We start from the raw sequence: 25,303 nt of genomic DNA, 5'->3' as shown, positions 1-25,303 counted from the left end.
TCGTTTACGTCTGGTCTGAAAGGGGGCCTGGGGGTGGCGGGCCGGCCTCGCTCACGCGGAGGCCGGCCCTACCCCTGTCAGACCTCTTCGACGCTGCTCGGCTCGCGCCGGGACAGGTCGATACCGAGCTCCTCCGCAGCGCGGAACACGTCCTCGTCGGAGTCACGCATCTCGATGGACATACCGTCGGACGACAGCACCTCCACGTTCAGGCAGAGCGACTGCATCTCCTTGATGAGGACCTTGAAGGACTCGGGGATGCCGGGCTCAGGGATGTTCTCGCCCTTGACGATGGCCTCGTAGACCTTCACGCGGCCGAGCACGTCGTCGGACTTGATGGTGAGGAGCTCCTGCAGGGCGTAGGCGGCGCCGTAGGCCTCAAGGGCCCACACCTCCATCTCACCGAAGCGCTGACCACCGAACTGCGCCTTACCACCCAGCGGCTGCTGGGTGATCATCGAGTACGGACCGGTCGAACGGGCGTGGAGCTTGTCGTCGACCAGGTGGTGCAGCTTGAGGATGTACATGTAGCCGATCGAGACCGGCATCGGGAACGGCTCGCCGGAGCGGCCGTCGAAGAGCCGGGCCTTGCCGGTGGCGTTCACCAGGCGGTCACCGTCACGGGTGAGCGTGGTGTTGTCCAGCATGCCGGTGATCTCGTCCTCGCGGGCGCCGTCGAAGACCGGGGTGGCCAGGTTGGTGCCGGCCTCCGCGGTGTCCGCGCCGATCTTCTGCAGACGGCGGGCCCACTCCTCAGCGATGCCCGAGACGTCCCAGCCGGTCTTGGCGAGCCAGCCGAGGTGGGTCTCCAGCACCTGTCCCGGGTTCATTCGGGACGGGACACCGAGAGGGTTGAGCACGATGTCGACCGGGGTGCCGTCCTCGAGGAACGGCATGTCCTCGACCGGGAGGATCTTGGAGATGACACCCTTGTTGCCGTGACGGCCGGCGAGCTTGTCACCGTTGGTGATCTTGCGCTTCTGCGCGACGTAGACGCGGACCAGCTGGTTCACGCCGGGCGGCAGCTCGTCGCCCTCCTCGCGGTCGAAGACGCGCACGCCGATGACCTTGCCGGACTCACCGTGCGGCACCTTCAGCGAGGTGTCGCGGACCTCACGGGCCTTCTCACCGAAGATGGCGCGCAGCAGGCGCTCCTCCGGGGTCAGCTCGGTCTCGCCCTTGGGCGTGACCTTGCCGACCAGGATGTCACCGGTGGTGACATCGGCGCCGATGCGGATGATGCCGCGCTCGTCGAGGTCCGCCAGGACCTCCTCGGAGACGTTCGGGATGTCCCGGGTGATCTCCTCGGGGCCGAGCTTGGTGTCACGGGCGTCGACCTCGTGCTCCTCGATGTGGATCGAGGAGAGGACGTCGTCCTGCACGAGGCGCTGCGACAGGATGATCGCGTCCTCGTAGTTGTGACCCTCCCACGGCATGAACGCCACGAGCAGGTTCTTGCCGAGGGCCATCTCGCCCTCGTCGGTGCACGGGCCGTCGGCCAGGACCTGGCCGGCGATGATGCGGGCACCCTCGTCCACGATGACCTTCTGGTTGAAGGCCGTGCCCTGGTTGGAGCGCGTGAACTTGGCCACCCGGTAGGTGGTGTAGGTGCCGTCGTCGTTGGCGACGGTGACGTAGTCCGCGGAGACCTCCTGGACCACACCGTCCTTGTCGGCGGTGATGACGTCCGCGGCGTCGACGGCGGCGCGATACTCCATGCCGGTGCCGACGAGCGGGGACTCGCTCTTCAGCAGCGGAACGGCCTGGCGCATCATGTTCGAGCCCATGAGCGCGCGGTTGGCGTCGTCGTGCTCGAGGAACGGGATCATGGCGGTCGCGACCGACACCATCTGGCGCGGCGAGACGTCCATGTAGTCGATCTCGACACCGGGGATGTAGTCAATCTCGCCGCCACGGCGGCGGACCAGGACACGGGCCTCGGCGAAGGTGTTCTCGTCCGTCAGCGGCGCGTTGGCCTGCGCGATGACGAAGCGGTCCTCCTCGTCGGCCGTCAGGTAGTCCAGGTCGTCGGTGACGACACCCTCGACGACGCGGCGGTACGGCGTCTCCACGAAGCCGAACGCGTTGACGCGGCCGTAGGAGGCGAGCGAACCGATCAGACCGATGTTCGGGCCTTCCGGGGTCTCGATCGGGCACATGCGTCCGTAGTGGGACGGGTGCACGTCACGGACCTCGAAGCCGGCGCGCTCACGGGACAGACCACCGGGGCCCAGCGCGGACAGACGACGCTTGTGGGTCAGGCCCGACAGCGGGTTCGTCTGGTCCATGAACTGGGACAGCTGGCTGGTGCCGAAGAACTCCTTGATGGAGGCGACGACCGGCCGGATGTTGATCAGGGTCTGCGGCGTGATCGCCTCGACGTCCTGGGTGGTCATGCGCTCGCGCACGACGCGCTCCATACGAGCCAGACCCGTGCGGACCTGGTTCTGGATGAGCTCGCCGACGTTGCGCAGACGACGGTTGCCGAAGTGGTCGATGTCGTCGTCCTCGATGACGATCGTCGTCCCGTTCGGCGCGACCTGCTCGGTCTCACCGGCGTGGAGCTGCACCAGGTAGCGGATCGTCGCGATGATGTCGTCGACGGTCAGCACCCCGGAGTCGATCCCCTGGGCGACACCGAGCTTCTTGTTGATCTTGTACCGGCCGACCTTGGCCAGGTCGTAACGCTTCGGGTTGAAGTAGAGGTTCTCCAGAAGCGTCTGCGCGGCCTCGCGCGTCGGCGGCTCGCCCGGACGCAGCTTGCGGTAGATGTCGAGCAGCGCGTCGTCCTGGCCCTGGGTGTGGTCCTTCTCCAGGGTGGCGCGCATCGACTCGTACTGGCCGAACTCCTCCAGGATCTGCTCGGAGGTCCAGCCCAGCGCCTTGAGCAGCACCGTGACCGACTGCTTGCGCTTGCGGTCGATGCGGACACCGACCATGTCGCGCTTGTCGATCTCCATCTCCAGCCACGCCCCACGCGAGGGGATGACCTTGGAGGTGTAGATGTCCTTGTCCGAGGTCTTGTCCAGCGTGGTGTCGAAGTAGACACCCGGGGAACGGACCAGCTGGGACACGACGACACGCTCGGTGCCGTTGATGACGAAGGTGCCCTTGTTGGTCATCAGGGGGAAGTCGCCCATGAAGACCGTCTGGGACTTGATCTCACCAGTCTCGTTGTTGGTGAACTCGGCCGTGACGAAGAGCGGGGCCGCGTACGTGAAGTCGCGGTCCTTGCACTCGTCGATCGAGTTCTTCGGGGGCTCGAAACGGTGGTCGCGGAACGTCAGCGACATGGACCCGGAGAAGTCCTCGATCGGGGAGATCTCCTCGAAGATCTCCTCCAGGCCGGACTTGGTCGGGACTGCGTGGCCCTCATCGAGGGCAGCGTCGACTCGCGCCTTCCATGCGGCGTTGCCGAGGAGCCAGTCAAAGCTCTCGGTCTGGAGCGCCAAGAGGTTAGGAACCTCAAGGGGCTCCTTGATCTTCGCGAAGGAAATGCGGAGCGGGGCGGTGGATGCGGAGGTGTTCGAGGCGTTGCGCGAGGCGGCCAAGAGGGGGTCCTTCCGAGGGCTCGGACTCACTACGCGCGTACCGGGCCCGCCCGTCTCACGGGTAGCATCCGCGCTCTCGCACCGGGCCCTGGGCCAGGGGATCTTCCCTGGTCACAGCCGGTGCGCGGGCGGGGTGCCACCCCTGGTCAGGGCAGCGCGAACTCCGGGCGACGAGTCACGGAGCAGCTAAAAGGCAGCGCAAAGGGACAGTGTAGCCATAGGCCGCACTGCTGTCCAGTCCGGATTCGGAGACCGAATCTCAGAACTCCCTACCTCGCGGGACACCCCCTCCCGGGGGCGCCCTGTGGCGATCACTTCGCTGCCTCGGGAATGCTTCCCACTGGGCGGCGATTCCATGCCTGCGCTGAAGACCTCACTCAAGACCTCGCGTCCTGAGAATTGCGCGCTGGTGGCCGTTCGTCAAGGGCACCGGGGCTCTCACCTCGGTTACGGACCGACATCACCCCTGCTGAGCGGCAACGACGATCACCATACTCCGGCCCACCGACAGCAGGTACCCACGCTAGACCAGATGGCCGGAAACGGACCGTTCCGGACATAAACAAACCGGGGCGATCACTCCAAGGAGTGATCGCCCCGGTTCGGGACAGCGCTCGCGCTAGGCGCGAAAGGTCTTACTTGACCTCGACCGAGGCACCGGCGGCCTTGAGGGCGTCGGCGGCCTTGTCAGCGGCCTCCTTGTTGACCTTCTCGAGGAGCGGCTTCGGCGCACCGTCGACCAGGTCCTTGGCCTCCTTGAGGCCCAGGGAGGTCAGCTCACGCACGACCTTGATGACCTGGATCTTCTTGTCGCCGGCGCCGGTGAGGATGACGTCGAACTCGTCCTTCTCCTCCGGAGCCTCGGCGGCAGCGCCACCACCGGCGACGACGACGGCGGCGGCCGGGGCGGCAGCGGTGACGTCGAACTTGTCCTCGAACGCCTTCACGAACTCGGAGAGCTCGATGAGGGTCATCTCCTCGAACTGCGCGAGCAGGTCGTCCTGGCTGAGCTTCGCCATGATTGGCGTCCTTCCACTAAGTCGGCTGGTGCCGGATGTACATAACGGCGGGCTTACACGGCCCGCTGCGAGGACGGATTACTCCGCGGCGGGAGCCTCGTCCTCGACGGCGGGGGCCGGCGTACCGGCACCGCCCTGCTCCTCGACCTTGGCGCGCAGCGCCTCGACCGTACGAACAAGCTTCGACGGCAGAGCCTGGAAGAGCGCGGCAGCCTGCGACTGCTTGCCCTTCATGGCACCGGCGAGCTTGGAGAGCAGCACCTCGCGGGACTCGAGGTCCGCGAGCTTCTTGATCTCGTCACCCGTCAGCGGCTTGCCGTCAAGCACACCGCCCTTGATGACGAGCGCCGGGTTCTCCTTGGCGAAGTCACGCAGAGCCTTGGCCGACTCCACCGGGTCACCGGTGACGAAGGCGACAGCCGTCGGACCAGTGAACAGGTCGTCGAGCTCAGTGATCCCGACCTCGTTGGCCGCGATCTTGGTCAGCGTGTTCTTCACCACGGCGTACTGGGCGTTAGCGGCGAGCGAGCGACGCAGCGTCTTCAGCTGCGCCACGGTCAGACCGCGGTACTCGGTCAGCACGGCCGCGTTCGAGCCGCGGAACTTGTCCGTGATCTCGGCAACGGCGGCAGCCTTGTCGGGCCTTGCCATAGGCTTACGCCTCCTTCCGTGATGTCGATGCGGGGCCGACCAGTGAGTCGACCTACTGGCCCTCGACCGCGGGAAGGAAAGCTTCGGTAGAACTACGAAGAGCCCCGGCGCAGGCGCACGGGGCTCTCACCTTCGCTCGACGAAGTGTGCGGAACACACAACGGAGCGATGGGACAGAAGTCCTCGAATCGACCTGCGCGGGTCGCCCGCAGCTTTCGCTGTGCGGATCCTTCGACTCCCGCTCGCCCTGGGGCAGACGGGAGCAACCAGCGGTCAGTGGCTTGATGTCGAGAGTACGTGAACGGGTGGCGGCGGAGCAAATCAGATGCTTCCGCCCGTCGCTCCCCCGCTGCCGCCGCCGGTGCAGCCGCTGCCGCAGGCCTTGAGCACGGCCGCCAGGTCGAGGGTGTCGGCGGCGTCCGGCGTGGTCAGGTTCACCTGGGTGCCGTAGTCGGAGAAGTGCCGGTCGACGTCGAAGGAGCCGAGGTTCGACGCGGCGTGGTCCTCGGTCCGGATCGGCAGACCGCGCACGTCCAGCCAGACGTCCACGGTCTCGCTGGTGATGCCGGCCTGCTGGTCCTGCTGCACGATCTCGGCGCGCTGCCCGGCCGTCAGGCCCGGCATCGCGTCGAGGAGCTGCTGCGGCGTGAGGGTGCCGCTGAGGTGCGTCGTGCGCACCCCGTCCGTGACCTCCGGCCCGACGGTGGCCAGCCCCGTGCTCCCCGCGAGCGCGCGCAGTTCGACGTCCGGCGACAACTGCTTGAGCAGGCTGCCCATCACGTTGCCGAAGTCCGCGCCACCGCTGCCCGGCGCGAGCGCGGCCAGCTCGGCGAAGTCGAACTTGAGCCAGCTGCGCCCCTGGGACTGCGCGAGCGCCTTGGGGTCGGTCATCCGCACGTACATGACCCCGCCGGTGATCAGGATCGGCACGGTGCCGTCCGACGAGAACCGCGTGAGACCCGGGCTCCCGGTGATCACGCCGTTGAGCTGCCCTTCCCCGGACCAGGACAGGGCCGCCTTGACGACCTGCGGTGTGCCACCGGCCGGCGACTGGCTGGTGGCGTCGATCTTCGCGGACCCGGCGGCCTTGGTCCGCCCGGCCGCCCACCGCAGCGCCGCGGCGGGATCGGTCGGCAGGGCCGTCGGACTGGGCGAAGCCGGCGGCGCGGCCTTCGGCGGTGACGTCGACCCGTGACAGGCGGCCACACCGCCGAGGCCGAGAGTCAGGACAGTGAGAACGGCGAATGTACGACGCATGAGGGCCCCCCGTTTGGCCTACACGTCCAACTACCCTCGGTATACCCGCCACCACTGTCCGAAACAGCTCCGGTCCGGGCTCGGAACCGTCACGACTTCGCCGCGGCCTCGGCCTTCTTGAGCATCGCGGCCAGGTCGAGGGTGTCCGCGGCGCTGGGCACCGTCACCGAGACCGGGACGCCGTAGTCGGAGAAGTGGCGGTCGATGTCCATGGCGCCCTTGCCGGTCGTGGCGTGCTCACGCACCCGCACCGGCAGTGCCTGGTCGTTCAGCCAGATGTCCACGTCCTCGCCCGTCAGACCGATCTTGGTGTCGGCGGCGCCGAGCGTCGCCCGCTGGGAGGCGGTCAGGCCGGGCATGGCCGCGAGGATCTGGTCCAGCGTGAGGTGGCCGGTGTAGTGGGTGGTCTGCTGGCCGTCCATGGTCTCCGCGCCGAGGCTGTGGACGCCCTTGTCGGCCGAGACGGCCCGCACCGTCTGGACCGGCGACATCTGCTTCAGCATGTTGTCCATGCCGGCGCCCAGGCTCGACGCCTGCGCGTTCTTGGACAGCGCGGCTATCTCGGCGAAGTCGAGCTTCATCCACTGCTTGCCGCCCAGCTGGGACACCGTGGTCGGGTTGGTCAGCTTCATGTACATCGCCCCACCGGTCATCAGGAAGGGCACGGTGCCGTCACTGGAGAACTGGGACATGCCCGGCGCGCCCGCCATGGTTCCCGTGAAGCGGGCACCCGAGCCCCAGGCCATGGCCCCGCTCATGTGCTCCGGCGCGGCCTGGCCGGGCTGCTGGACGGTGCCGGTGATCTTGGCGGAGTTCTCCGACTGCAGGTGGGTGTTGGCCAGACCGAGCGCGGCCAGCGCGTCGGCCGGCAGCCCGGCCGCGGCGTGGGCCGCCTCGTTGCCCGCCTTCTGCGCCGTGGAGCAGGCCGTCAGGCCGGTGAGGGCCAGGACGGCCACGGTGGCGGCGGCGACGGTTCGGGTGGTGCGCATGCTGCTGTCCCCTGGGGTGTGTCGTGGTGGTGCGTGGATGGTTCGGTGGCCCGCTCAGTGGCCGCCCGCTCGCTCAGTGGCCCGCTCAGTGGCCGCCCGCTCGCTCAGTGGCCCGCTCAGTGGCCGCCCGCTTGCTCGGTGGCCCGCTCAGTGGCCGCCCGCTCGCTCAGTGGCCCGCTCAGTGGCCCAGCGACGACAGCATCGAGGCCATGTCGAAGGTGTCGGACGCCGGCGGCGGGGTGACGGTCAGCGGGCTGGTGCTGAAGTCGGAGTAGTCGACCGTGGTGGCCATCGGGCCGTCGCTGGTCTGCGCGGTCTCGTGGATCTCGACGGGCAGGTTCCGGCTGTCGACCCACACGTCCATGTGCAGCGGCCCGATGCCGCTGGAGACCGAGGCGTCGATGAACGCCTTGACGGCCGAGTCGCCGCTGTACGCCTTGGCGGTGAGCGCCTTCAGGTCGACCGTGCCCGCGTAGTGAACGGCCTGGACGCCGTTCACCGCACCGGTACCGACGCGCGACATGCCGGGCGCCTGGAGCAGCACCTTGAGCTGGGTGGCGGGGTCGGTGCCCGCGGACTGGCCGAAGAGGCTCTTGAGCGAGGCGTCCCCACCCTTGGCGCCGGCGCTCATGTCCATCTTCATCCAGTGCTTGCCCTGGAACTCGGCGGCCATCTTCGGGCCCATGTCCATGTACATCACGCTGCCCGAGAGCTTCATCCGCACGGAGGCGACGCCCAGCTGGGCCGCCTCCTGCGCGGGCGCCGTCGAGGTGATGTCCTCCGCCAGGGCGCCGCCCCAGCCGACCTGGCCGGAGAGGGTCGTGGTGCCCATCGACCCCTCGGTGGCGGTGAGCTTCATCGTGACGGACCGGTAGTCCCCGACGGCCTTCGTGGTGAGCGCGATCGCGTCGCTCGCGTTGGCGGGCGCGACGGCGGTCGGGCTCGTGGCGGCCCGGCTCGTACCGGACGCGGCGGCGGAACCGCCCGAGCCGCCCCCGCAGGCGGCCAGTCCGGTGACGGCGAGGACGACGGTGGCAGCGGTCATGAACGAACGGGTCCGGAGCATGGGATTCCCCCTGGTGATCAGCTGTGAACGCGCTGACGCTACACCCACCCCACGACAGCGAACGGGCCGGTACCCGCTCCCGCGAGGGAGCTGGTACCGGCCCGTTACAGACCTGAAGGTCCTACGGCGATCCGGTGGGATCAGACCGCAGCCGGGTCCTCCTCGACGAGGAGGTTGCGGGTGCGGTTCGGGTCCACCTGGATGCCCGGGCCCATCGTGGTGCTGATGGCGACCTTCTTGATGTAGCGGCCCTTGGCGGCGGACGGCTTGGCCCGGAGGACCTCCTCGAGCGCCGCGGCGTAGTTCTCGACCAGCTTCTCGATGTCGAAGGAGGTCTTGCCGATGATCAGGTGCAGGTTCGAGTGCTTGTCGACGCGGAACTCGATCTTGCCGCCCTTGATCTCCGTGACAGCCTTCGCCACGTCGACGGTGACGGTGCCGGTCTTCGGGTTCGGCATCAGGCCACGGGGACCGAGCACGCGGCCGAGGCGGCCGACCTTGCCCATGAGGTCCGGGGTGGCGACGACGGCGTCGAAGTCCAGGCGACCCTTGGCGACCTCGTCGATCAGCTCGTCGGCACCGACGATGTCGGCGCCCGCAGCCTCCGCGGCCGCGGCACGGTCACCGGTCGCGAAGACCAGGACCCGGGCGGTCTTGCCGGTGCCGTGCGGGAGGTTCACGGTGCTGCGGACCATCTGGTCGGCCTTGCGCGGGTCGACACCCAGACGCATGGCGACCTCGACGGTCGAGTCGAACTTGGTGGTGGAGGTCTCCTTGGCGAGGCGGATGGCCTCGAGGGGGGCGTACAGACGCTCGCGGTCGACCTTGGCGGCCGCGGCAGTCAGAGCCTTGCTGCGCTTCACTGCTGCTCCTACTGGATTTCTTTGGCGTGGAGTCGTGGTTGCTACGGGCCGCGCAGGCCCTACCACGGAAAAGCTCGGTCGTCGGGGGCTGTCAGCCCTCGACGGTGATGCCCATCGAACGAGCGGTACCGGCGATGATGCGCTCGGCCATCTCGATGTCGTTCGCGTTCAGGTCGGGCATCTTGGTGGTGGCGATCTCGCGGACCTGGGCAGCCGTGATCTTGGCGACCTTGGTCTTGTGCGGCTCGCCGGAGCCCTTCTCCACGCCCGCGGCCTTCAGGATGAGGCGAGCGGCCGGCGGAGTCTTGGTGATGAAGGTGAAGGAACGGTCGTCGTAGACCGTGATCTCCACCGGGATCACCATGCCACGCTGCGACTCGGTGGCCGCGTTGTAGGCCTTGCAGAACTCCATGATGTTGACGCCGTGCTGACCCAGGGCCGGGCCGACGGGCGGCGCGGGGTTGGCCGCGCCGGCGTTGATCTGGAGCTTGATAAGCCCCGTGACCTTCTTCTTCTTGGGAGGCATGCTCTCTCCGGGTCCTTACGAGAGGTGTTCCCGACCGGCGCGCGTCAGCACACCAGCGGGGCCTTGGATGATCGTGCGGCGCCGGGCACACGGCCGACAGCGCACACACATCGAACCAGAATAGCCCGAGACCCCCGCCGCCCCGAAATCGCTCACCTGCCGAGCAGCCGGGCCACCCCCTCGGCCAGCCCCCCGACGACCCGCGCCGCACCCTCCAGCCCGGCCCGCAGGGGCGGCGGCAGCAGCGCGTCCCCGAGCGGGCCGCCGTCCGTCTCCACCACCGGGACGCCCTCCGGCGCCCGGAGCCGGTAGAACTCCGGGTCCGTGGGCGCCGGGCCGAGATCGTGCAGCTCCAGGTACGGATTGGCCAGCACCAGACCGGTCCCGGCGTCCACCACGACAGTGTCGCCGCCGACGGCGAGCCGGACGGCACGCCGCCCCTCCCAGTCCACCAGGTCCAGGACGGCGATCGGCCGTCGCAGCTCACCACGCGGGCGCCGGACCTCGCCGAGCGGGGAGAAGAGCGCCGGCGGAGCCGGGTCGACGACCAGCCGGTCCGGCATCAGGCGGTAGTGCCTCTCGCCGTCGTAGGACTCCGCCTGCGCGGCCGCTGGACCCGCGCTGCGGGTGAAGTCCAGCCGGAAGCGGCCCCCGTCGGCGACGGCGAACCGGCCGTCGGCGAACTCCCCACGCAGGGTGCCCGCGAGGTCCGAGGGCCGGGCCAGGGCCAGCAGCCGGACGACCTCCGGGACGGAGGGCACCGGTCCGTCGAGCGGCTCGGGGTCCGTGCGCCGGAACGGGACCTCCGGCTCGGCCGGCACCTCCCGGCCTCGCAGGAGCCGGCGCATCGACGGGTCGAAAGCCATCCGGCCGAGTGTCAGCACCGTCATCCGGGCGGCCGTGCCGACCTCGGGGGCCCGCATGGACCGGTCCCCGACGGAGAAGGTCTCCCCCTCCCGATCGGGCACGGCCTCCTCCGGGCCGATCCTCCGCACGGTGAGCGTGCGGACCGGGCGCCCGCCGAAGACCTCGACCAGCCGCAGCAGCAGCCCGGTCTCCACGTCGACCAGCAGCTCGGTCCGGTCGACCAGGTGCTCGCGCAGCACCGGCACCACCGTCTCCGGCCACAGGGTGAGTCGGACGACCGCGCGTCCGAGCGCCTGCGCCGGTCCGCCGAGCTCCCAGCGCAGATCGTCGAAGACCCAGCCCGGTCGCCGCAGCAGCTCGTCGGCGTTCCGCTCGGGGACCTCCATCCCCACCGCCAGCCCCCGCGTGACGCGCCGCATCTCCGCCTCGCCGTGCGCGCGCAGCGCGGCCTCCACCGCCTCGTCACGCTCGACGTCCAGCTCGACGCCCGGCCGCCGCGGTGCGTGCGACGCCCGGTACAGCAGCACGGCGAGATCGCCCTCGTCCATCCTCACGGCCCCCTCCGGAGACGACGAAACCCCGCACCCATCATGGGCACGGGGTTCGGCGTTGTCAGCGGATCCGGGGATCAGCCGCTCATGGTCCTGGTCGTTCTTGGTACTAGTCGTTCTTGGTGATCTGATCAAAGGAGAGCTCGACCGGGGTCTCACGGCCGAAGATCTCGACGAGGCCCTTGACCTTCTTCGAGTCCGGGTTGATCTCGTTGATCGTCGCCTGCAGCGTGGCGAACGGGCCGTCGGTGACGGTGACCGAGTCGCCGACCTCGAAGTCCAGGACCTGGACGTCGACGGGACGGACCGGGCTCGGCTTGCCGGCCTCCTTGGCCGCGGCGCGCTCGACGTCCGGCGCCAGCATCTTGACGACCTCGTCCAGCGTCAGCGGGTACGGGTCGTAGGCGTTGCCGACGAAGCCGGTGACGCCGGGGGTGTTGCGGACGACGCCCCAGGACTCGTTCGTCAGGTCCATGCGCACCAGCACGTAGCCGGGGAGCTTGTTCTGGCGGATGGTCTTCCGGTCGCCGTTCTTGATCTGGACGACCTCTTCCTGCGGCACCTCGGCCTGGTAGATGTAGTCCTCGACGTTGAGCGAGACGGCGCGCTGCTCAAGGTTGGCCTTCACGCGGTTCTCGTAACCGGCGTAGGTGTGGATGACGTACCACTCACCCGGGGCGATGCGCAGCTCCTCGCGGAACGCGGCCACGGGGTCGATCTCCACACCGTCGTCCTCGGTGACGGTGGCGGCGGACTCCTCGAAGGCCTCGGTCGCGGCGGACTCGTCGGCGCTGACGACGGTCAGGGCCTCCTCCTCCGCAGAGCGGCCGGCCGCTTCATCGGCAGCCTCGACCTCGTCGACGTCGGAATCGGCGTTGTCGACGATCTCCTCGACGGAGTCGTCGCCCCACGCCTGCTCCTCGGCCTCCAGGGCCTCAGCGGCGTCGTACGAGTGGGACTCAGACACGTTGGCTGCTTCTTCCTGCTTGTTGCGATCGGTGGATTCAACGATACCGACACAACGGTAGCGGAGCGCCCGGACAACGGGACGAAGCTGCCGAACGTGCGTAAAGAGGTGCTGGTGAAGGCCCTGCCGACGGAGAACTGTCCGGCGGGAATCGTCAGCCGAAGACGACCGAGGCGAGCTTCACGAAGCCGGTGTCGAGGCCGTAGACCAGCGCCATGATCACGATCACGAAGGTGATGACCACCGTGGTGTAGGAGGTCAGCTCGTTGCGCGTCGGCCAGACGACCTTGCGCAGCTCGGCGATGATCTGGCGGTAGAAGAGCGCGGTGCGGGCGAAGATGTTCGGGCCCTTGTCGCGCTTGCGACCGCCCTTGCCCTCCGGGTCGCCCGCCTTGCGGGCGCGCTTCCGGTCGCGGCGCGAGAGCTCGTCGCCGTCGGCGGAGTCGCCGCTCTCAGGTGTGGCGGTGGAGCCCACGGTCTCCGTCACTAGTCCCTCACCTGATATCCGGGTACCTGTAGGGGCTCCCGCTTAAGCGAGGCCCCTGCGTGCACTGCTGACGGTACCGCCTGTCCGAGGTTTCCGACAGAGCGGACAGCAGGGCCAGAGGGACTTGAACCCCCAACCGCCGGTTTTGGAGACCGGTGCTCTACCAATTGAGCTATAGCCCTTTGAGTCCGTGGTGCGGACTCGCAGACCCAACCTACAGCATCACGGCCGGTGCAGGTGACTGCCGCCTTGGCGTGCCGTCGGAAGGGCTTCCAACGAGGGTTGAGTGTAGGGGGTGGAAGGCCTACGCGTCGAATGAGTTCCGCAGCTCGGGCCCGTTCGGGTCGCATCCCGGAACACCGCGACCACGCGCGAAGGCTTCTGCGAGCATGCCGACATGAGCGCTGCCTCCCCCACCCCTGACGCAACCATCCGCCCCGCCGACCGTCGCGTCTCGGCGCGTGTCGGCGCCATCGCGGAGTCCGCGACGCTGGCTGTCGACGCCAAGGCGAAGGCCCTCCAGGCCGCCGGCCGCCCGGTGATCGGCTTCGGCGCCGGCGAACCGGACTTCCCCACGCCGGAGTACATCGTCGAGGCGGCCGTGGCCGCCTGCCGCGAGCCGAAGAACCACCGCTACACCCCCGCCGGCGGCCTGCCCGAGCTGAAGGCCGCCATCGCCGCGAAGACGCTGCGCGACTCCGGCTGGGCGGTGGACGCCTCCCAGGTGCTCGTCACCAACGGCGGCAAGCAGGCCATCTACGAGGCCTTCGCCGCGATCCTGGACCCGGGCGACGAGGTGATCGTCCCGGCCCCCTACTGGACCACCTACCCCGAGTCGATCCAGCTCGCGGGCGGCGTCGCGGTGGAGGTCGTGGCCGACGAGACCACCGGCTACAAGGTCTCCGTCGAGCAGTTGGAGGCGGCCCGCACCGAGAACACCAAGGTGCTGCTCTTCGTCTCCCCCTCCAACCCGACGGGCGCGGTCTACACCCGCGCCGAGGTCGAGGCGGTCGGCCGCTGGGCGGCCGAGCACGGCCTGTGGGTGCTGACGGACGAGATCTACGAGCACCTGGTCTACGGGGACGCGGAGTTCGTGTCCCTGCCGGTGGTCGCCCCGGAGCTGGCGGACAAGTGCATCGTGGTCAACGGTGTCGCCAAGACCTACGCGATGACGGGCTGGCGCGTGGGGTGGGTCATCGGCCCGCAGGACGTCATCAAGGCGGCGACCAACCTGCAGTCGCACGCCACCTCCAACGTCTCCAACGTCGCCCAGCGGGCCGCGCTGGCGGCGGTCGCCGGGGACCTGGCCGCGGTCGACGAGATGAAGGTCGCCTTCGACCGGCGCCGGCGCACGATCGTGGCGATGCTCAACGAGATCGACGGCGTCGTCTGCCCCGAGCCGGAGGGCGCGTTCTACGTCTACCCGTCCGTGAAGGGCCTGCTGGGTCGCGAGATCCGCGGCCGGCGCCCGGCCACCTCGGCGGAGCTGGCCTCGCTGATCCTCGACGAGGCCGAGGTCGCCGTCGTCCCGGGCGAGGCCTTCGGCACCCCGGGCTACCTCCGCCTCAGCTACGCGCTGGGCGACGACAACCTGGTCGAGGGCGTCAGCCGCATCCAGAAGCTGCTGGCCGAGGCCCGCTAGGGCTTGTTCGGGGGCGCGAGGGAGCCTCGCGCCCCCGACAAAGTGCAACTTTCCCGTGCGCCCCTTGGGCCCCGGTAGGATCTGTGGATGGAACAGGTCCTTGCCCCGTCCCGTCCGTCGAGCCTGCCTTCCGCGCCCCGCGACGTCCGGCTGCTGCCGAAGGCGCACCTGCACCTGCACTTCACCGGCTCCATGCGTCCCACCACGCTGATAGAGCTCGCCGACAAGCACGGTGTCCGCCTCCCCGAGGCGTTGATCAGCTCCGAGCCCCCCAAGCTCCGCGCCACCGACGAGCGCGGCTGGTTCCGCTTCCAGCGCCTGTACGACGCCGCGCGCAACTGCCTGCAGGACGAGGACGACATCCGCCGTCTCGTCCTGGAGGCCGCCGAGGACGACAAGGCGGACGGCTCGGGCTGGCTGGAGATCCAGGTCGACCCGACCTCCTACGCGCCCCGCCTCGGCGGCCTGATCCCCGCGATGGAACTGATCCTGGACGCCGTGGACGACGCCTCGCGGCGCTCCGGCGTCGGTATCCGCGTACTGGTCGCCGCGAACCGGATGAAGCACCCCCTCGACGCGCGCACTCTCGCCCGCCTCGCCGTGCGCTACGCGGACCAGGGCGTCGTCGGGTTCGGGCTGTCGAACGACGAACGCCGGGGCATGGCAAGGGATTTCGACCGGGCGTTCCGGATCGCCACCGAGGCGGGCCTGCTGGCCGCCCCGCACGGAGGCGAGCTCGCCGGGCCGGAGAGCGTCCGGTCGTGCCTGGACGATCTCGGCGCGCGGCGCATCGGACACGGCGTGCGGGCGGCGGAGAACCCGGAGTTGATGCGGCGGCTCGCCGACGCCCAGGTGGCGTGCGAGGTCTGCCCCGCATCCAACGTCGCCCTCGGCGTCTACGAGCGGCCGGAGGACGTACCGCTGCGACGCCTCTTCGAGGCGGGTGTGCCGATGGCGCTGGGCGCGGACGACCCGCTGCTCTTCGGTTCACGGCTGGCGGCGCAGTACGAGTCGGCACGTCATCACCACGCCTTCACCGACGAGGAGTTGGCAGAGCTGGCCCGGCAGTCGGTGCGTGCCTCGCTGGCCCCCGAACCGGTCCGGGCGAGGCTGCTGGCGGACGTCGACGCGTGGCTCGGGCAGCCGGCCTGAGGCTGGCGCCTGACGCGAACGGACCGGAGCGGTCGGTTCCATGTCAAACCCCTGGTGACGGTGTGACGGGTGGGCGTGATGTGATGTGACGTCCTCTCCGTCCCCGACCCGCAGGAGTCCCGACCATGATCGAGGCGCACGGTCTGACCAAGCGCTACGGCGCCAAAACGGCCGTCGACCGCCTGACGTTCGCGGTCCAACCCGGGATCGTCACCGGATTCCTCGGTCCCAACGGCTCCGGCAAGTCGACGACGATGCGCATGATCCTCGGGCTCGACGCGCCCAGCGACGGTCTGGCCACGGTCGCGGGAGTGCCGTTCCGTCAGCTGACGCACCCGGCCAGGACCGTCGGGGCCCTGCTGGACGCCAAGTCGCTGCACCCGGGGCGCAGCGCGCGGGCCAACCTGCTGAGCCTGGCCCGGATGAGCGGGATCCCGAGCCGCAGGGTCGACGAGGTACTGGGCCTGGTCGGCCTCCAGGACGTGGCCGGACGGCGGACCGGCGGCTTCTCCCTCGGCATGGGCCAGCGCCTGGGCATCGCGGCCGCACTGCTGGGCGACCCACAGGTGCTGATGCTGGACGAGCCGGTCAACGGCCTCGACCCCGAGGGCGTGCTCTGGATCCGCCAGCTCATCCGCGGCTGGGCGGCGGAGGGCCGCACGGTCTTCGTCTCCAGCCACCTGATGAGCGAGATGGCGCTGACCGCCGACCACCTGGTCATCATCGGCCAGGGCAAGCTCCTGGCGGACATGAGCCTGACGGCCTTCGTCAACCAGTACTCGACCGGACACGTGGCCGTCCGCTGCGTGCCCGAGGACACCCCCCGCCTGGTCCCTGCCCTCGCCGCGGCCGGCGGCAGCGCCCAGCAGCAGCCGGACGGCGCCCTGCGGGTCACCGGCCTGGACGCGCAGCGCATCAGCGAACTGGCCCACGCCCAGGGCATCCGCCTGCTTGAACTGGCGCCCCAGCAGGCCTCCTTGGAGGAGGCGTACATGCGGATGACCCAGCACGCGGTGGAGTACCGCGCCGCCGCGCCGATGCCGGGCGCCCCGATGCCAGGCGCCGGCATGACCGCCACCCCGCCGCCGGTCGCGTACGCGCCGCAGCCGCAGGCCCCGGCGGGTCAGCCGGGGTACGGCGCACAGCCTCTGCCGCCGCAGGCCCCCGCGGGCCAGCCGGGCTACGCTCCGCAGCCCCAGGCCCCCGCGGGTCAGCCCGGGTACGGCGCGCAGCCCGTACCACCCCAGCCGCAGGCCCCCGCGGGTCAGCCCGGCTACGGCGCGCTGCCCGGGTACCAGTCCGGCCAGCCGGGGTACGGCGCACAGCCGGCACCGCCGCAGGCCCCCGCGGCCCAGCCCGGGTACGGCACACAGCCAGCACCGCCGCAGGCCCCCGCGGCCCAGCCCGGGTACGGCGCGCAGCCCGTACCGCCGCAGCCGGCCGCCTATCCCCCGCCGCCGCAGGCCGGAGGCGCCTACGGCTACCCGCCGGCGCCGCAGCCCGCGCACCCGCAACCTCAGCCTCCCGCCCCGGCCAACCCGTATGCGCCCTATGCGACCCCGAAGAGCGAGGGATGACCGTGTCGCAGCCGTACTCCTCCTACCCGTCCCCGCAGCCGGGCGTCGGCTACGCGCCGCAGCCCCAGCCGATGCAGGCGCCCCAGGCGCCCCAGCCGCACGCGCCGCAGCAGCCCTTCCGTCCCGCCGGGCCGGGGCAGCCGTCGGGGCCGCGGCCGAACATCCTGAACGTGATCGCGGCCGAGTGGACCAAGCTGTGGACCACCCGCGCGACGATCTGGCTGCTGGCCGGCGCGCTGGTCGCGATGCCGGCCATGGACCTGTTCCTGACCTCGCACTACAGCGGCAACGCCGAGGTCCGGCACGACCAGTTCCTCACCAACTCGGCCATCGGCGCGCTCGTCGCGGTGCTGCTCTTCGTGCCGTTCGGCACGCTCGTGATCACCACGGAGTACACCTCCGGCATGATCCGCAACACCCTGATCACCGCCCCGCGCCGGTTCCAGGTGCTGACCGCCAAGGTGCTCGTGCTCCTGCTGGGTTCGCTCCTCGCCGGCACGGTGCTCTGCGGGATCAGCGTGATGGCCGCGAAGGCCTTGCTGCCCGGCAACTTCGCCGACCCGGTCCCGACCTCCCAGGTGATCCAGGCGATCTTCGGGGCGGGTCTCTTCCTCTCCCTCTGCGCGCTGCTCTCGTTCGCGATCGGCACCCTGCTGCGGCGCTCCGCACCGGCCATCGTGATCCTGATGGCGCTGATCTTCCTGCCGTTCGTCATCGGCATCATGGCGGGCGCCTCGTCGGGCAGCCTGGGCGAGAAACTGATGGACTACTCGCTCTTCTCCGGCCTGTTCGCCCAGTTCGGCAACCAGATGTCCGAGAGCGCCCCGTCCGCGGGCACCATGCTGGAGCTGGTGGGCCTGGCCACGGTGGCGCTGCTGGGCGGCGCGTACGCGGCCTTCGTCCTCCGCGACGCCTGACCCGACGGTTCCCGCGTCCGAGCCGTCCGATCCCTACAGCTCGACGCCCACCATGACGGGCTCGTTCACCAGCGTCACACCGAACGCCGCCGTGACGCCGGCCTGGATCTCGCGGGCAAGGGCGAGCAGGTCGGCGGCGGTGGCGCCGCCTCGGTTGGTGAGCGCGAGGGTGTGCTTGCCGGAGAGGCGGGCCGGTCCGCTGCCGTAGCCCTTGGTGAAGCCGGCCTTGTCGATCAGCCAGGCGGCGGAGGTCTTCACCAGGCCCTCCCCCGCCGGGTAGACGGGCGGCTCGACGTCGGCGCCGAGACGCTCGGCCACCCGCTCCAGGAACGCGGCGTGCTGGGCGGCCGTCAGGATCGGGTTGGTGAAGAAGGAGCCCGCGGACCAGCTGTCGTGATCCTCCGGGTCCAGCACCATGCCCTTGCCGGAGCGCAGCTTCAGCACGGCCTCGCGGGCGGCGCGCAGGTCCGCGCGCTCGCCGGGCGCGACACCCAGCGTCCGGGCGGCCTCGGCGTAGCGGACCGGGGTGGAGGCGCCGTCGGCGTCCTCGAGCGCGAAGACGACGCGCAGGACGACGTAGCGGTCCGGCTCGGCCTTGAAGCGGCTGTGGCGGTAGGCGAAGCCGCACTCCGCGGCGGGAACGGTCACCGTCTCGCCGGTGCGGCGGTCGAAGGCGACGACCTCGGTGATCGTGTCGGCGACCTCCTGGCCGTAGGCGCCGACGTTCTGCACCGGGGTGGCGCCGGCCGAACCGGGGATGCCGGCCAGGAACTCGATGCCGGCCAGTCCGTGGTCGACCACCGTGCGGTCCACCACCTGCGACCAGACCTCGCCCGCCGCCACGGTGAGCCGGGTGCCGTCCAGCTCGAACCCCTGTGTCGCGACACGGAGCACGGTGCCGGGGAAGCCGGCGTCGCCGATGACGAGGTTGCTGCCGCCACCGAGGACCAGCAGCGGCTCGCCCGCCGCGTCGGCGGCACGGACGACGGCGACGACCTCGTCATCGGTCGTCGCCGTCACCAGGCGGGCGGCGGGGCCGCCGATCCGGAGCGTGGTCAGCGGGGCCAGGGGCGCGTCGTGGAGTTCCTGCACGGGTCCAGCCTACGGGCCCGCGTCCGCGCGCCGGTCGGCCGACCGTCGGCCGGCCGTCAGGCGACCGGGGTGGGCGCCTCGTCGGCCACCGCCCCGCCCCCGACAGCCCTGCCGTCGACGGGCAGGCCCGCGGCGACCGGCTGCGAGGCCGCCGCCCGGGACCGGCGCGGCGCCGTCAGGATCGCGACCGTCGCCAGCGCGATGGACGCGGCGCCCACCCACAGCGCCGGGGTCAGGCCGTTCACGTAGCTCTGTCCGCTCGCGTAGCTGCCGTGCGCGGTGAAGACGGACGTCAGCACTGCCACGCCGAGCGCGCCGCCGACCTCACGCAGCGCGTTGTTGGCGCCGGAGGCCACACCCTGCTCCTCCGGCCGGACCGAGCCCATCAGCACCGCCGCGACCGGCGCGAAGAACAGCGCCATGCCGGTGCCGGAGATCACCAGCGCCGGGACCTGCGACGCGTAGCTGACGTGCGGGGAGACGATCAGCGCGAACCAGGCCAGGCCGGTGGCCTGCAGCGCCAGGCCCATCGCGATGATCACCCGTCCGCCGATCCGGTCGACCAGCAGACCGGCCAGCGGGGCGACGATCATCGGCATCGCGGTCCAGGGCAGCATCCGCACGCCCGCGGTCATCGGGCTGTAGCCCTGGACGTTCTGCAGGAACTGACTGAGCAGGAAGATCGAGCCGAACATGCCGAGCGACATCAGCATCGAGGCGGTGTTGACGGCGGAGAAGGTGCGGATCCGGAAGAGCCGCAGCGGCAGCAGCGGCGACGCGGTGCGCGACTCCCAGACCACGAAGGAGACGAGCAGCACAGCTCCGCCGACGAGCCCGGCGAGCACCGGCGCGCTGGTCCAGCCGTCGGCGTTGCCGCGGATCAGACCGTAGACGACACCGAAGAGACCGGCGCTGGCCAGCGCGGTGCCCACCACGTCGAGCCGGCTGTTGGGACCGTGCGACTCGGTCAGCCGCAGGCGGGCCAGCGGCAGCAGCGCCAGGCCGATGGGCACGTTGAGCGCGAAGATCCACTGCCAGGACAGGTGCTCGACGACGGTCCCGCCGATCAGCGGGCCGAGCGCCACGGCCATGCCGTTGACCGCCCCCCAGGCCCCGAAGGCCAGCCCGCGCCGGGCCGCCGGGACGGCGGCGGTGAGCAGGGTCAGGCTGACGGGGGTGAGCAGCGCCGCGCCCACGCCCTGCGCGGCGCGCGCCGCGACCAGGGCCCCGATGTTCGGGGCGAGCGCGGCGGCCAGCGAGGAGAGGGTGAAGAGCGTGAGGCCGATCGTGAACAGCCGCCGCCGGCCGAAGCGGTCGCCGAGCGCGGCGCCGAGCATCAGCAGTACGGCGAAGGTCAGCGTGTAGGCGTTGACGGTCCATTCGAGGTCGGTGATGCCACCGCCGAGGTGGGACCGGATGGAGGGCAGGGCGGTGGTCACCACCAGGTTGTCGAGCGCGGCCATGAAGCCGGCGGTACTGGTGACCACGAAGGCCCAGACGGCTGGACTGATCTTGCGCATGATGTCCCCCAGGCGCGGTTTGGAAGTAATCAATCAATAACTTCTGCGGGCAAAAAAACGCGGTTCGACAGGTCAGACCACCGGACAGCCGAGGAAGTCCTTGCCGAAGCCCTGCCACAGGCGGTGCTCCACCGGAAAGCCCATGGCGACCAGGTTGTTGATCAGCATCCCGTAGGCGAAGAACTCGGTGATCTCCTCCGGCGTCCCACCGGAGGCCGTGGCCACCGTGTCCCACAGATCCGTCCACAGCTCCCGGACGGCCTCGCCCACCTGGTGGTCGCCGGCAGCCTCGGCCGCCGCCGTCGAGACGTACATCTGGAGCTGCATGAGCAGCCGGGACTTGTCCTCGATCAGCTCGAAGTAGACCTCGGCCATCGCATGGCGGGCCTCCTCGCCCTCCTTGCCCTCGGCCGCGCGCAGGAAGCTCTCCTTGATCTCAGCCGTGCAGCGACGCACGGCGGCCTCGAAGAGCGCCCGCTTGTTCTCGAAGAGCCGGAACAGGTACGGCTGCGACACCCCGACCCGGCGGGCGATCGCCGCGGTCGAGGTGCCGTTGTAGCCGTGGGCGGCGAACTCGACCATGGCGGCGCGGATGACGCTCTCGCGTCGCTCCTCCGCGCTCATCCGCATGCTCGTCTTCGCCATGCTTCAAAGTTAGTGGTTGATTACTAACTACGCAAGGGGTGGTGTGAGACGTGTCTCAGACCAGCTGGACCACGGCCCGGGACATGCCCAGCACCTTCTGGCCCTCGCTGGTCGCCACCAGGTCCACCCGGACCCGGCGGTCGTCCAGCTTGGCCGCGACCTTGGCGGTGACCTCGATCACGGCGCCCGTCCCGTCGTTCGCGACGACGACCGGCTTGGTGAAGCGCACCCCGTACTCGACCACCGCGCCCGGGTCGGCGACCCAGTCGGTGACCACGCGAGCCGCCTCGGCCATGGTGAACATGCCGTGGGCGATCACGTCCGGCAGGCCGACGGCCTTGGCGACGGCCTCGTTCCAGTGGATCGGGTTGAAGTCACCCGAAGCACCGGCGTACTGCACCAGCGTGGCCCGGGTCACCGGGAACGACTGCGCCGGCAGCTCGGTGCCGACCTCGACGTCGTCGTAGTTGACGGCAGCGCTCATCGTCGCCTCACTCCCCCTCGGCCGCGCGGGCGACCAGCGTCATGTACGAGGTCACCACGTGCTCACCGGTCTCGTCGTGCACCTCGCCACGGACGGACAGCACGTCGTTGCCGGCCAGCGACTTGATCGAGTCGATGACGCAGGTCACACTCAGCCGGTCCCCGGCGCGGACCGGGCGGGTGTAGACGAACCGCTGGTCACCGTGGACCACACGGGTGAAGTCCAGGCCGAGCTCCGGGTCCTGCACCACCTGCGCGGCCGCGCGGTAGGTGATCAGGAAGGGGAAGGTCGGCGAGGCGATCACATCCGGGTGACCGAGCGCCTTGGCGGCCTCCCGGTCCACGTACGCCGGATTGGCGTCCCCGACGGCCTCGGCGAACTCGCGGATCTTCTCCCGGCCGACCTCGTAGGCCGGGGTGGGCGGGTACGACCGCCCGACGAAGGCGGGGTCCAGCGGCATGCGCTGCTCCTGTCATCCATGAAGTGAGCTGGGCAAAGGTGAGCCTGGCAGAGACGACTGAAGGCCGCCCCCACAAGTGGGAGCGGCCTTCGTCGGAAAACCATCGGTCGAACCTCGAGACCGACCCTGAGCCCTGAGGCCTTCGGTGTCAGCGGGTCTCGCGGTGTGCCGTGTGCGCGTTGCAGCGGGGGCAGTGCTTCTTCATCTCAAGACGGTCCGGGTCGTTACGCCGGTTCTTCTTGGTGATGTAGTTCCGCTCCTTGCACTCCACGCACGCCAGCGTGATCTTCGGACGGACATCAGTGGCGGCCACGGGAGTGCCTTCCTGGGACAGACAACGTTACAGACAGACAAGAGTAGCCGATCGGGTCACAGACCGAAAATCGGCTACAGGCGTGGTAGCGGTGACCGGACTTGAACCGGTGACACAGCGATTATGAGCCGCTTGCTCTACCAACTGAGCTACACCGCCACGACGATCGCGTCTCCCGTCGGGTGACGGAAAACCCTCTCATCCGAGCCCCCATGCGGAATCGAACCGCAGACCTTCTCCTTACCATGGAGACGCTCTACCGACTGAGCTATAGGGGCGAACGGGGAAGACATTACACGGTCCTCCGCCCAACCGTGAAATCCGTTCTGCGCTGCCCCGGTACGACTTTTTCCCCCGCGGCTCGCGCACCCCACGCGCCTCCCCGGCGGCCCGGCCACGGCGCCCTAGGCTCACAGGTCTGCGATCTTGCGGAAGCACGCGGGGATCGCACCAGAGGCAGGACAGGAGGAGGGAGCAGCGGGGCATGGGACAGCTGGGGCCTGAACCGGAACCCGGGGCAGCCGGCCCGGGCGCCCTGCTGCTGACCGGCGCGAGCCTCGCCAACGGCCGCACGGTGGACGTCCGCCTCAGCGGGGACCGGATCGAGGCCGTCGGGACGGCAGGCTCGCTGCGCGCCGCGGAGCGGCTCGACCTCACCGGCTACCTGCTGCTCCCGGCCCCCGCCGAACCCCACGCCCACCTCGACGAGGCCCTGACGGCCCGGAGCGGGACCAGCGCCCCGACCGCTCCGGGCGGCCCGGACGCCCCAGGAACGCCCGACGAGGAGGACCTGCGGCGGCGGATCACCGAGGCGGCCCTGACCCACCTCGGCTACGGCTCGACCGTCGTCCGCACCCACGTCCTGGTCTCACCGGCGACGGGCCTCACCCGGCTGGAGGCGGCCCTCCAGGCGGCCCGCGACCTGCGGGGACTGATGCAGCTTCAGGTCACCGCCATGCCGGACCGGTTGACGGACCTTCGGGGGCGCGAGGAGCGCGCGCTCCTGCGCGAGGCCGCCCGCGCGGGCGCCCACGCCCTCGGCGGCCACCTCGTCCCGTCCCCGTCCCCATCCGTGCCTCCGTCGCCGGAGGAATGCCTCGCAGCGCTGCTGGACCTCTCCGGAAGCTGCGGTCTCCCGCTCGACCTGCACGTGGACGCGGCCGCGCTCCCATCGACACCACCGACCGGCCTGCCACCGCGCTCGGTGCTGACCCTTGCCGGGACCGCCGGGACCGCCGGGACCGGCACCGGCACGCTGCTCGACACGCTCCTGGGCGCGCGCCCCGGCGCGGGCTTCGGTGTCGTCGTCCTGCCACAGGGCGGCTGCTGCGCCGCTCCGGGCGGGTTCGACGCGGACTCGGCGCGGCGGCTCGCCGAGTCCGGCCTGCCCTTCGCCGCGGGCAGCGGCGCGCTGCGGGACGCCACGCGCCCGGTCGGCCGTGCCGACCCGATCGAGGCCGCGTTCCTGCTCGCCGCGTCGACGGGTCTGTCCGCGCACGCCGCCTACGACGCGATCGGGCGCGGCGCCCGCGCGGTCCTCGGCCTGCCGGACTCCGCGGTCGAACCCGGCCGCCCCGCCGACCTGCTGGCCCTGCGCGGCGACACCCTCACCGCCGCCCTGAGCGGCGGCCACAGCCGCGTCGTCCTCCATGCCGGCCGCGTCGTCTCCCGCACCAGCGCGGTCCGCGAGTACGCGGACACCACGACAGCGGCCGTCCCACGCCAGGTCAGACCTCTCGGCCCGGCGTAGACGACCGGCTAGGACTCCTGCGGGATCACGCAGCGGTAGTGCACGAGCAGCTCGCCCCAGTCGTCGATCTTCACCCGACCCGTACGGCGGAAGCCGAGCGCGCGGTAGAGCCGGTTGGCGCGCAGGTTGTCGGCGTGCGTCCACAACTGCGCCTCGGTGTAACCGCGTTCGCGGCCCTCGGCGACGACCCGCTCGATCAGTCGCCGCCCCACCCGCTGGCCCCACCGGTCCGGCGCGACGCTCAGCAGGCTGAGGTGCAGCAACCCGGGCTGCGGCGGCCCGGCTCCGTCGTCCGTGAGCCCCTGCACCCCGAGAACCGTTCCGACGATCCCGGCCCCGCCGTCCTCGCCGCGCCCCTCCTCCCGCGCGAGCAGCAGCATCGCCCCGGGCGCGGCCATCCGCGCGTACGCGGACCTCACGTGCGCCCGCGACAGCGGCCGCCCGTTCCGCCGGATCATGTGCGAGTGCTGCCAGACGGCGATCGCCGCCTCCACCTCCCCGGCCGCGGCCGGCCCGACCACCACCACGCCACCGCCCATGGAGCCCCCTCGCTCGCCGCACCGCCCCGACCGTGCGGTCCTGCTTTCTACCACTCACCCCCGACCCGCACGACCCCCGCGTCGCCACCGGACCCCGGACATGCGGAAGGCCCCGGACCGTTGTGCTGGTCCGGGGCCTTCCGTCTTCCACGTGGCGGGTACAGGGTTCGAACCTGTGTAGCTTGCGCGACAGATTTACAGTCTGCTCCCTTTGGCCGCTCGGGCAACCCGCCAGGGATGGTGTCTTTGCGGTCTCCCGCTCCGACGACGTAAACCATACCTGATGGTGGGGGGTGCTTCGCCACTCGGTTGATCAGTGTGGGGGGCGGGCGGTCGCCCGGGCGGGTGGCTAGGCTGGATCGACCGCCGTGCCCGGGCCGGCGCACGGATCCCGTAGCAATCAAGGAGACTCAAGCAT

23 protein-coding genes and 4 tRNA genes are annotated in these 25,303 nt (G+C 70.5%); 5 read left to right on the top strand and 22 right to left on the bottom strand.

What is annotated here, in order from left to right; translation table 11 throughout:
• Window positions 1–77: 77 nt before the first annotated feature.
• The 12 genes from rpoB to ABH931_RS19215 form a co-directional block, all read right to left on the bottom strand.
• Window positions 78–3,551 (bottom strand): DNA-directed RNA polymerase subunit beta, encoded by a 3,474-nt coding sequence (gene rpoB / locus ABH931_RS19270; protein WP_370114854.1) that lies wholly within the window; start codon window positions 3,549–3,551, stop codon window positions 78–80.
• A 635-nt stretch (window positions 3,552–4,186) separates the two neighbouring features.
• Complete coding sequence (rplL, locus tag ABH931_RS19265) at window positions 4,187–4,570, bottom strand: 50S ribosomal protein L7/L12 (protein WP_370114852.1); 384 nt, start codon at window positions 4,568–4,570, stop codon at window positions 4,187–4,189.
• Between the two features lie 78 nt (window positions 4,571–4,648).
• Complete coding sequence (rplJ, locus tag ABH931_RS19260) at window positions 4,649–5,221, bottom strand: 50S ribosomal protein L10 (RefSeq protein ID WP_042451724.1); 573 nt, start codon at window positions 5,219–5,221, stop codon at window positions 4,649–4,651.
• Between the two features lie 321 nt (window positions 5,222–5,542).
• Window positions 5,543–6,478, bottom strand: a complete 936-nt coding sequence (locus ABH931_RS19255) for a hypothetical protein (RefSeq protein WP_370114850.1) — start codon at window positions 6,476–6,478, stop codon at window positions 5,543–5,545.
• Between the two features lie 89 nt (window positions 6,479–6,567).
• Complete coding sequence (locus tag ABH931_RS19250) at window positions 6,568–7,467, bottom strand: hypothetical protein (RefSeq protein WP_370114848.1); 900 nt, start codon at window positions 7,465–7,467, stop codon at window positions 6,568–6,570.
• A 178-nt stretch (window positions 7,468–7,645) separates the two neighbouring features.
• Window positions 7,646–8,512 (bottom strand): hypothetical protein, encoded by an 867-nt coding sequence (locus ABH931_RS19245; protein WP_370114846.1) that lies wholly within the window; start codon window positions 8,510–8,512, stop codon window positions 7,646–7,648.
• A 161-nt stretch (window positions 8,513–8,673) separates the two neighbouring features.
• Window positions 8,674–9,396 carry a 50S ribosomal protein L1 gene (gene rplA / locus ABH931_RS19240; RefSeq protein WP_042451721.1) on the bottom strand — a complete coding sequence of 241 codons (723 nt, stop codon included), beginning with the start codon at window positions 9,394–9,396 and terminating at the stop codon, window positions 8,674–8,676.
• Window positions 9,397–9,487: 91 nt separating this feature from the next.
• Window positions 9,488–9,922, bottom strand: coding sequence for a 50S ribosomal protein L11 (gene rplK, locus ABH931_RS19235; RefSeq protein ID WP_370114844.1), 435 nt, complete (start codon window positions 9,920–9,922; stop codon window positions 9,488–9,490).
• 152 nt (window positions 9,923–10,074) lie between these two features.
• Window positions 10,075–11,343: a hypothetical protein gene (locus ABH931_RS19230; protein WP_370114842.1), complete on the bottom strand. Its 1,269-nt coding sequence runs from the start codon at window positions 11,341–11,343 to the stop codon at window positions 10,075–10,077.
• A gap of 106 nt (window positions 11,344–11,449) precedes the next feature.
• A complete protein-coding gene (gene nusG / locus ABH931_RS19225) occupies window positions 11,450–12,307 on the bottom strand; it encodes a transcription termination/antitermination protein NusG (protein WP_370114840.1) in 858 nt (285 codons plus the stop codon).
• A gap of 154 nt (window positions 12,308–12,461) precedes the next feature.
• The gene (secE, locus tag ABH931_RS19220) at window positions 12,462–12,794 is read right to left on the bottom strand and encodes a preprotein translocase subunit SecE (RefSeq protein ID WP_370114838.1); all 333 of its coding nucleotides are present in this window, start codon (window positions 12,792–12,794) and stop codon (window positions 12,462–12,464) included.
• Between the two features lie 109 nt (window positions 12,795–12,903).
• A tRNA-Trp gene (locus ABH931_RS19215) sits at window positions 12,904–12,976 on the bottom strand.
• Window positions 12,977–13,191: 215 nt separating this feature from the next.
• On the opposite strand from ABH931_RS19215, the gene ABH931_RS19210 reads away from it, so the two are divergent.
• The 4 genes from ABH931_RS19210 to ABH931_RS19195 all read left to right on the top strand — a co-directional run bounded on the left by ABH931_RS19210 (window position 13,192) and on the right by ABH931_RS19195 (window position 18,082).
• Complete coding sequence (locus tag ABH931_RS19210) at window positions 13,192–14,436, top strand: pyridoxal phosphate-dependent aminotransferase (RefSeq protein ID WP_370114836.1); 1,245 nt, start codon at window positions 13,192–13,194, stop codon at window positions 14,434–14,436.
• 87 nt (window positions 14,437–14,523) lie between these two features.
• Window positions 14,524–15,588, top strand: coding sequence for an adenosine deaminase (locus ABH931_RS19205; RefSeq protein WP_370114834.1), 1,065 nt, complete (start codon window positions 14,524–14,526; stop codon window positions 15,586–15,588).
• A gap of 125 nt (window positions 15,589–15,713) precedes the next feature.
• A complete protein-coding gene (locus tag ABH931_RS19200) occupies window positions 15,714–17,165 on the top strand; it encodes an ATP-binding cassette domain-containing protein (protein ID WP_370114832.1) in 1,452 nt (483 codons plus the stop codon).
• The gene (locus ABH931_RS19195) at window positions 17,162–18,082 is read left to right on the top strand and encodes an ABC transporter permease (protein WP_370114830.1); all 921 of its coding nucleotides are present in this window, start codon (window positions 17,162–17,164) and stop codon (window positions 18,080–18,082) included. The genes ABH931_RS19200 and ABH931_RS19195 overlap by 4 nt, the downstream gene beginning before the upstream one ends.
• A gap of 33 nt (window positions 18,083–18,115) precedes the next feature.
• On the opposite strand, the gene ABH931_RS19190 is transcribed toward ABH931_RS19195, so the two are convergent.
• From ABH931_RS19190 to ABH931_RS19155, 8 genes are all read right to left on the bottom strand, one after another.
• Entirely contained in the window at window positions 18,116–19,174 is a 1,059-nt protein-coding gene (locus tag ABH931_RS19190) for a UDP-N-acetylmuramate dehydrogenase (RefSeq protein WP_370114828.1), read from the bottom strand.
• Between the two features lie 56 nt (window positions 19,175–19,230).
• On the bottom strand, window positions 19,231–20,694 hold the full coding sequence (locus ABH931_RS19185) for a DHA2 family efflux MFS transporter permease subunit (protein ID WP_370114826.1): 1,464 nt from the start codon (window positions 20,692–20,694) through the stop codon (window positions 19,231–19,233).
• Between the two features lie 72 nt (window positions 20,695–20,766).
• Window positions 20,767–21,339, bottom strand: coding sequence for a TetR/AcrR family transcriptional regulator (locus tag ABH931_RS19180; protein ID WP_370114824.1), 573 nt, complete (start codon window positions 21,337–21,339; stop codon window positions 20,767–20,769).
• Window positions 21,340–21,394: 55 nt separating this feature from the next.
• The gene (locus ABH931_RS19175; protein WP_370114822.1) at window positions 21,395–21,823 is read right to left on the bottom strand and encodes a MaoC family dehydratase; all 429 of its coding nucleotides are present in this window, start codon (window positions 21,821–21,823) and stop codon (window positions 21,395–21,397) included.
• A gap of 7 nt (window positions 21,824–21,830) precedes the next feature.
• Entirely contained in the window at window positions 21,831–22,283 is a 453-nt protein-coding gene (locus ABH931_RS19170; protein WP_370114820.1) for a MaoC family dehydratase N-terminal domain-containing protein, read from the bottom strand.
• 148 nt (window positions 22,284–22,431) lie between these two features.
• Complete coding sequence (gene rpmG / locus ABH931_RS19165) at window positions 22,432–22,596, bottom strand: 50S ribosomal protein L33 (protein ID WP_004571794.1); 165 nt, start codon at window positions 22,594–22,596, stop codon at window positions 22,432–22,434.
• A gap of 83 nt (window positions 22,597–22,679) precedes the next feature.
• A tRNA-Met gene (locus tag ABH931_RS19160) sits at window positions 22,680–22,755 on the bottom strand.
• A gap of 46 nt (window positions 22,756–22,801) precedes the next feature.
• A tRNA-Thr gene (locus ABH931_RS19155) sits at window positions 22,802–22,874 on the bottom strand.
• Between the two features lie 206 nt (window positions 22,875–23,080).
• Between ABH931_RS19155 and ABH931_RS19150 the strand changes: the two genes are divergently transcribed.
• Window positions 23,081–24,346 (top strand): hydrolase, encoded by a 1,266-nt coding sequence (locus tag ABH931_RS19150; protein ID WP_370114818.1) that lies wholly within the window; start codon window positions 23,081–23,083, stop codon window positions 24,344–24,346.
• Between the two features lie 8 nt (window positions 24,347–24,354).
• Here ABH931_RS19150 and ABH931_RS19145 read toward each other — a convergent pair whose 3' ends face one another.
• Together ABH931_RS19145 and ABH931_RS19140 are read right to left on the bottom strand one after the other, a co-directional pair.
• Window positions 24,355–24,885 carry a GNAT family N-acetyltransferase gene (locus tag ABH931_RS19145; protein ID WP_370114816.1) on the bottom strand — a complete coding sequence of 177 codons (531 nt, stop codon included), beginning with the start codon at window positions 24,883–24,885 and terminating at the stop codon, window positions 24,355–24,357.
• 152 nt (window positions 24,886–25,037) lie between these two features.
• A tRNA-Tyr gene (locus ABH931_RS19140) sits at window positions 25,038–25,118 on the bottom strand.
• Between the last annotated feature and the right edge of the window lie 185 nt (window positions 25,119–25,303).

Source organism: Streptacidiphilus sp. MAP12-33 (genome assembly GCF_041261265.1).
Taxonomy (GTDB): domain Bacteria; phylum Actinomycetota; class Actinomycetes; order Streptomycetales; family Streptomycetaceae; genus Streptacidiphilus.
This window is presented reverse-complemented; position numbering and strand designations above follow the sequence as displayed.